General features: G+C 72.3%; 6 protein-coding genes. 2 read left to right on the top strand and 4 right to left on the bottom strand.

All coding sequences use genetic code 11. The annotated features are described in order from the left end of the window. Together PYR91_RS12915 and PYR91_RS12910 are read left to right on the top strand one after the other, a co-directional pair. The coding region (locus PYR91_RS12915) for a vitamin B12 dependent-methionine synthase activation domain-containing protein (protein WP_279779915.1) at nt 1-668 on the top strand (668 nt) is incomplete at its 5' end. A gap of 211 nt (nt 669-879) precedes the next feature. Continuing rightward, complete coding sequence (locus PYR91_RS12910; RefSeq protein WP_279779913.1) at nt 880-2,394, top strand: aminoglycoside phosphotransferase family protein; 1,515 nt, start codon at nt 880-882, stop codon at nt 2,392-2,394. A gap of 614 nt (nt 2,395-3,008) precedes the next feature. On the opposite strand, the gene PYR91_RS12905 is transcribed toward PYR91_RS12910, so the two are convergent. From PYR91_RS12905 to PYR91_RS12890, 4 genes are all read right to left on the bottom strand, one after another. Next, nucleotides 3,009-3,773 (bottom strand): VOC family protein, encoded by a 765-nt coding sequence (locus PYR91_RS12905; protein WP_279779912.1) that lies wholly within the window; start codon nt 3,771-3,773, stop codon nt 3,009-3,011. Nucleotides 3,774-3,989: 216 nt separating this feature from the next. Next, nucleotides 3,990-4,511: a hypothetical protein gene (locus PYR91_RS12900; protein WP_279779910.1), complete on the bottom strand. Its 522-nt coding sequence runs from the start codon at nt 4,509-4,511 to the stop codon at nt 3,990-3,992. 185 nt (nt 4,512-4,696) lie between these two features. Next, complete coding sequence (locus PYR91_RS12895; RefSeq protein ID WP_279779909.1) at nt 4,697-5,521, bottom strand: SRPBCC family protein; 825 nt, start codon at nt 5,519-5,521, stop codon at nt 4,697-4,699. 156 nt (nt 5,522-5,677) lie between these two features. Continuing rightward, nucleotides 5,678-6,700: a hypothetical protein gene (locus PYR91_RS12890; protein ID WP_279779908.1), complete on the bottom strand. Its 1,023-nt coding sequence runs from the start codon at nt 6,698-6,700 to the stop codon at nt 5,678-5,680. Between the last annotated feature and the right edge of the window lie 106 nt (nt 6,701-6,806).

Below are 6,806 nucleotides of genomic sequence, written 5' to 3'. Positions count from 1 at the left end.
GCGGCGGATCCGGGCCCTCCTACGAGGAACTGGTGGAGACCCAAGGCCGGCCGCGGCTGCGGATGTGGCTGGAGCGGTTGCAGACCGAGAACCTGCTGGAAGCCGCCGTGGTGTATGGGTACTACCGGTGCGTCAGCGACGGCGACACCCTGATCATCCTCGGCGAGGAGGAGCAGGAACTGACCCGGTTCGTCTTCCCGCGGCAGCGGCGGGACCGGCATCTGTGCCTGGCCGACTTCTTCCGGCCCAAGGACTCCGGTGAGGTCGATGTGATCGGGTTGCAGGTGGTGACGATGGGCAACCGGGTCGCGCAGGCGGCCGGGGAGTTGTTCGCCAAGGACGCCTACCGCGACTACCTGGAACTGCACGGCCTGTCGGTCCAGCTGACCGAGGCACTGGCCGAGTACTGGCACGCCCGGGTCCGCACCGAACTCGGCATCGGCGGCGACGAGTCCCTCGACGACATGCTGAAGGTCAACATCGCCGGCTGCCGGTACTCCTTCGGCTACCCCGCCTGCCCCAACCTCGAAGACCAGGCCCAGCTCTTCGAACTCCTCGACCCCTCCCGCATCGGCGTCCAACTGTCGGAGGAGTTCCAGCTGCACCCCGAACAGTCCACCTCCGCCGTCATCGTCCACCACCCCGAAGCCAAATACTTCAACGTCTGATCCGACGGCGTATGCGAGGTTCACGCGCCGAAAGAAGTGTTCGCACCACACCTCGGGCGGCGTCCGCCGCCTGAGGTTCAGGTGGTGGGCACGGGCCGTCCGGAGTCCGCTGGTACGGCACCACGGGCGGCGCGGGCCGCGTGTGCGGCGTGCCGAACGGCCGGCGCTAAACGGCTGGCGGCACGGCGCGTCCTCTCCGCACACTTGCGGCATGGAGCAGCGGGCGGGACGGCGGGTCAGCGCGATCGTGACGGTGGCCGGGCGGCGCCTCGGCGGCGTCGGGCCGTTCCCGGTGGACAGCCCGTGGTGGGCTGACGTCGAACCCGTCGTCGCGCACCTCGGGCGCCTGCTCTCCGTGCCCGTGGTCGTGCTGCGCCTGCTCGACGTCCGAGGCGGCGAAGGCGCCAGGGACGGGCACGTCACCTACCACGTCGAGGCGCTGCGCCCCCCGCTAGAAGGGGCTCTGGGGCCCGACCTCCCCGGCTTCGACGACCTCGCGGCACCCGCCGCCGGCCGCGCCTCCTGGGCGACGACGGACGGGGTGCGCGACGCGCTGAGCTGGGCGGAGAACGCGCTGAGCAACGCGGGGCACCGGGTGCTCGCGAGGCCCGAGCAGGTGAAGACCTGGAACCTGGCCTGCCTGTTCCGCATCACCACCTCGGCCGGTGTTTTCTGGCTCAAGACCACCCCGCCGTTCGCCACCGTCGAAGCCGAGGCCATCGCGGTGTTCCGCCGAGCCGACCCCAGCCTCGTCCCCCTCGTCCTCGCCGCCGACCCCCCGCACGGCAGGACGCTGCTCGCGCACATCCCCGGCGTCGACTGCTGGCAGGCCCCGGAAGAGGTCATCCGCACCACAGTCTCCCGAATGGTCACCGCCCAGGCCGCCCTCGCCCACCACCTCCCCTTCGCCGCCGACCCCCCATTCCCACCCCCCACCACCCCCGGCACGACCACACGGCCAACCCCGGGCATGACCACGCGGACCGCCTGGGATATGCCCGCGCGGGCTGTCCCCGGCGTGGCCGCGCGGACTGATCCTGGTCTGGCCGCGCGGACTCATCCCGGTCTGACCGCGCGGACCGCCTCAGGCATGGCCACGCAGGCTTTCCACGGCATGGCCACGCGGCCACCCGCGACCGAGAGCCGCGCGGCCTCGGCTGTTTCCGGCGCCGCCTGGCCCGGTGACGGGCTGCCGGCGCGCACGCCGCGCGGCTTGCCCGCCCAGGTGAGCAGGCTTCTCGACGGCGAGGCCGGCGAGGACCTGAGCGCGGAGGAGCTGTCGCGGGCCCGCCGCCTGGTGGAGCGCCTGCCCGCCCTGGTCGCCGAACTGGAGGCGTGCGGGCTCCCCGACACCGTGGTGCACGGCGACTTCCACCCCGGCAACTGGAGATCCGACGGCCGCCACACGGTCGTGCTCGACTTCGCCGACAGCCACGTCGGCCACCCGGCCATCGACGGCCTGCGGCTCCGCGAGTACGCACCGGACGGCTCGGCGCCCTTCGTCACCGACGCCTGGGTCCGGGCATGGTCGGCGGCCATCCCCGGCTCCGACCCGTCCCGGGCCCTGACCCTCGCCGAACCGCTGGCCCATCTCAGCTACGCCCTCAGATACCAGGAGTTCCTCGACGGCATCGAGCTGAGCGAACGCCGCTACCACGAAGGCGACCCCGCCCACGAAATCCGCGCCGCCCTGACCACCACCGAAGCTCGCCCCCTCCGCCCATAACGCCCCCTGTCCCCGCCGTACGGCGGCGCCGGCCTCGCCGCACTACTCCCCGCCGACGCGGCGCCGGCGACAGGCACTAAACAGCGAGGACGCGCTGCCTAACGCCGCCTACGCCCTGCGCCTGCCGAGGGCGCCGTGAAAGGGCTGGGCCGAAGGCGCCGTTTCGTGGGCGGTGGCCGGCTGGATCGCAGTGGGTGGGGTTGGAGGATCGGGCGGTCGTCTGGGTCGGGGGTGGCGCCGGTGATTATTGCGTGGCGGGCGCCCTAGGGGGCGTTTCGTGGGCGGTGGCTGGCTGGATCGCAGGGGGTGGGTTGAGAGGATCGGGGTGGCTCGTTTGGTCGGGGGTGGCGCTGGTGATCATGGCGAAGCGGGCGCCCTGGGGGCGGTGGGTTCGGCGAGATGGTGCCTTCGGCGCTGTCTTCCAAAGGGCGGCATTCATCCCGGTTCGCTGCTCACCGTTGCGCGGGTGATCGTTCGCGGTCGTCACGACTGGGGGTGAACGCTCGCGCGATGGCGGGGGTGAGCCGGGGGAGGGGCGCTCCAGAAAGGCCGGGCCGAAGGCGCCGTTTCGGGGGCGGTGGCTGGTTGGATCGCCGGAGGGCGGGGCGTTCGGGTCAGGGGGTGGCGCTGGTGATTATGGCGAAGCGGGCGCCCTGGGGGTCGGTGAGTTCGGCGAAGCGGCCTATGCCTTCGGCGCCTATTGCGGGGACGGTGACGCGGGCTCCCAGTTGCTGGGCCAGAAGGAGGGTGGCGTCGCAGTCGGGCACCTCGAGGTAGGGGAGCCAGTGGGGGGTGTCGCCGGGCTGGAGGGGCAGGAGGCCGGCCAGGCTGGGGTCGGTGCCCTCGGAGGCCGAGGCGACGATGTAGGTGAGGTCGCCGAAGGGCGTGTGCTCGATGGTCCAGCCGAAGACGTCGGCGTAGAAGGGGCTCACGGCATCGGGGTCGGCCACGTACAGCTCGGCCCAGGCCAGCGAGCCGGGCTCGGTGACCAGGTCGAGGCCCTTGAGGTCGCCCGGCTGCCACAGCGAGAAGTCGGCGCCGCCGGGGTCGGTGCACGCGGCCATGCGGCCCTGGGTGAAGACGTCGTCGGGGGCCATGCGTACTGTGCCGCCGGCCTGCTCCACCGCCTTGACGGTCGTGTCGGCGTCCGGCGTGTGGAAGTAGAGGTTCCACGTGGGCGGGGCGCCGTCGTGGCTCGGGCTGAGGGCGGCGACGGTCTTGCCGTCGAGCTGGAAGAAGCCGTAACCGCCGGACTCGGGGCCGGCGGAACGGAAGCTCCAGCCCAGCAGTTCGCCGTAGAACGCGGCGGCCGAGCCGGTGTCGGACGTCGAGAGGTCGAGCCAGTTGGGAGCCCCGTGGACATACTGGGTGGTGAGCATGAGAGCTTCCTTCGAGGAATCCGGGCAGGGGAAACTTGCCGGGTGACCTGCGGCGACGTCGCCGGTGCCCACCCACCCGAAAGACTGGCATCCCCCACCGACAGTTTCGCCCCCTGCGCCCGCCCGCTCACACGGCGGATCCCGCCACGCCCACGGGCGGCACCTTTGTGGTGGCCGGGCCGGGGGGCCGGGGTGGCGACGGCTCTGCCCGCGGCGCTACGCGGTGGCGGTGTCTCCTGATGGCACCTGTGCGGTGGCCGGGGGCGCCGGGGGTACCCGGGTGGCGGGGGTGTCGCCCGGGAAGGGGAGGCTCGGGGCGTCGGCGGGGGGTGTGTCCCAGAAGGGGGCGTCCTTGGCGGAGGTCTTCTTGCCGAAGGGCTCGAAGTGGGGGACGTAGCTGTTGGGGAAGACCTTGACGCTGTGGGCGCCCATCATCCTGCGGTGCTTGGCCGTTCCGGCGGGGATGCGGACGCCCGCGCGCAGCAGGCCGCGCTTGCAGTCGGGGCCGGAGTAGACGACCACCTCGACGTTGGTGTTGTTGGCGATCACCGCGCGGCTCAGGAAGGGAAAGGACGGCAGGCTGTAACAGCCGGCCGCGGGGTTGTCGAGCTGGGTGCGGGGCACGCCCTCGCCCTCGATCACCAGGGTGCCGGTGGCCGCGGCGGCGGGTGGGGGAACGGCCATCACCAGGGGTGCGGCGGCGAACAGGGCACTGAGGGCGGTCAGGGCACGTCGCATGGCTTTCTCCTCAACTGTGGATCCAGAGCCACTCCATCGTAACCGACAGTGATCGAATACTCACCGAACGAAGCCGTTCGCCGCCCTGGTGGTGCGCGGCCCCCGATCGCCGCGGTTGCGTGCCGCGTGTTCTCGGGCGGCGTGAGCCGCTCAACCGGGGGCCTGGTCGCGGGTCGTCGCCGGTGCTAGTCGCGGGGTGGCTTCGGGGTTCGGGCGAGTTGCTCGGCCAGGTGGGCGATCCGGGTGCGCCAGCCGGTCAGGGCCGTTTCGCGGTCGCCGGGCGGGCAGGTGTGGGTCAGGGTCAGGCGGGCGCCGTGTCCGGTGCCTGGCCGCAGCTCCCAGCGGACGACGCCGGCCCCGGCGGTGTACTCCAGGAGGTGGGGAGGCTTGACCTCCAGCGGCCGCCCCGGGGGGAACCGCGGGAGTGTGAAGCCCTCGGGGGTCGCGTCCCCCGCCGGGTCGCCGCCGAGGGTCTGCCACACGACGGCGGCGGGGCGGCTGAGCTGCCGCTCGAAACGGACCCCGGTGTCGTCGGTGACGCCGCGGTCGAGGCCCAGCTTCTCGATGTAGGTCTCCAGCAGGTCGTCCATGTCGCCGCCCTCCTCGGACGGCGGCGGGGACGAACCGCGCAGCGCGGTGTCCATGGCGTTCAGGCAGGTGTGCCATCCGGCGGCGAAGCTGGGGGCGCCGTAGCGGTCGTCGAAGGTGTGGGTGAGCAGCAGCAGCGACCCCTCGCCGTCCGCCCGCACCTCCCAGCGGAGCAGCTCGCCGCCCCAGGTGAAGGCGAAGACCCGGGGCGGGTCGAGCTCGGTCACGACCCCGGGCTCGTCGGGGAAGTCGAACCGGATCTCGCCGCCGACCCTGAGGTCGACCCGCACGGAGCTCGGGAACCACCGGGCGAGGTCGTCAGGCTCGGTGAGCGCCCGCCACACCTTCTCCGGCGGGTGCGCCAGCCGCCGCTCCATCCGCAGGACGCTGCGGCCCGCCTCCATGCCCAGACTCTCGCGCATTCGCTCCTCCTCGCTGTCCGCGCCCGGCCGTGCGCCGCCGCAGGCGTGGCGACGAGGCGACCCTCGTCCAAGCGATGTGGCCGGTCGCGAATGAACATACCAGTTTGGTTATATGCTTATGACAGCATATACGGATCGGGAAGCGGATGGGGAGGGCTACCACGGCGGGGTGAGGACGGCGAAGGCGGTGCAGTTGCCCGGCCAGGCGGGGGTGCCGCCCGTGCCCGGTGCCGGGACGACCGTGCACGCGGCCCGGGCGATCTGCCTGCGGGACCCGAGCACGGTGACCGAGAGGGTGGCCCCGACGGGGGTGAGCGCGACGCCGACCACCTCGCCGAGGCGGGCCGGCAGTACCTGCGCGAGGTCGATCCAGGGATTGGCGGCCCGGGGGTCGTGGATCACCGCCCGTGTGGCGCCGCCGGGCGTGAACGCGAGGAACTCCACCCCGCCGAGCAGGGCGGCGTCGATGGCCGAGGAGGGGCCGGGCGGTCCCTGCGCACCGGTCTCGCCTCTCGGGCCGGGCTCACCGCGTTCCCCGCGATCCCCCGCGGGCCCCTTGTCTCCGGGGTCGCCCTTGGCGCCGGTGTCTCCTTTATCTCCTTTATCGCCCTTGTCTCCGGGCTCTCCGGCATCGCCTGGGTCGCCCTTGTCTCCCGGGTCGCCCTTGTCGCCTTTCGGGCCGTCGTCGCCTTTTTCTCCGTCGTCGCCTTTATCTCCCGGGTCGCCCTTGTCGCCTTTCGGGCCGTCGTCGCCTTTCTCTCCGTCGTCGCCTTTCTCTCCATCATCTCCCTTGTCGCCCTTCGAGCCGTCGTCGCCTTTCTCTCCTTCCTGGCCCTTATCGCCGTTGTCCCCCTTGTTTGCTCGGCGCTTCTTGGTGCGACACCGGTCTGTCCCTTTCTTTCGGCCGTACTTGCATTTCGGCCACGGCCTCGCCTCGGGCCCCGCGGCCGGGCCGCCGGCGTTCCCCACGGCGGTGACCGGCGCGGACACCTGGGCCTGACCGGGGACGGACGCCGTCACCAGCCCGCCCGCCATCGCCGTCGCGACGGCCAGCGCCAGCAGCCGCCCCCGTGGGGATCGCCGCGCGGTCCCGCCCCCGCTGTGAGGAATCACGTGCCATCTCCTGTGGTGAACACCGAGAAACAGGGCCTTTCCGGCCGCCCCGTCTGCGATGCCCACCAAGATACTCAGAAGCCGGCTCCGAACTCCCGCAGCGATTCGATCGCGGAGGTGGAAAGGCGGCGAAAGCCGTCCGCCGGGTCCGCCGGACACGCGAAGACCGCCC

Source organism: Sphaerisporangium sp. TRM90804 (assembly GCF_029846175.1).
Classification (GTDB): Bacteria; Actinomycetota; Actinomycetes; order Streptosporangiales; family Streptosporangiaceae; genus Sphaerisporangium.
The sequence above is the reverse complement of the archived record's forward strand: the minus strand, read 5'-3'. Positions and strand labels throughout refer to the sequence as shown.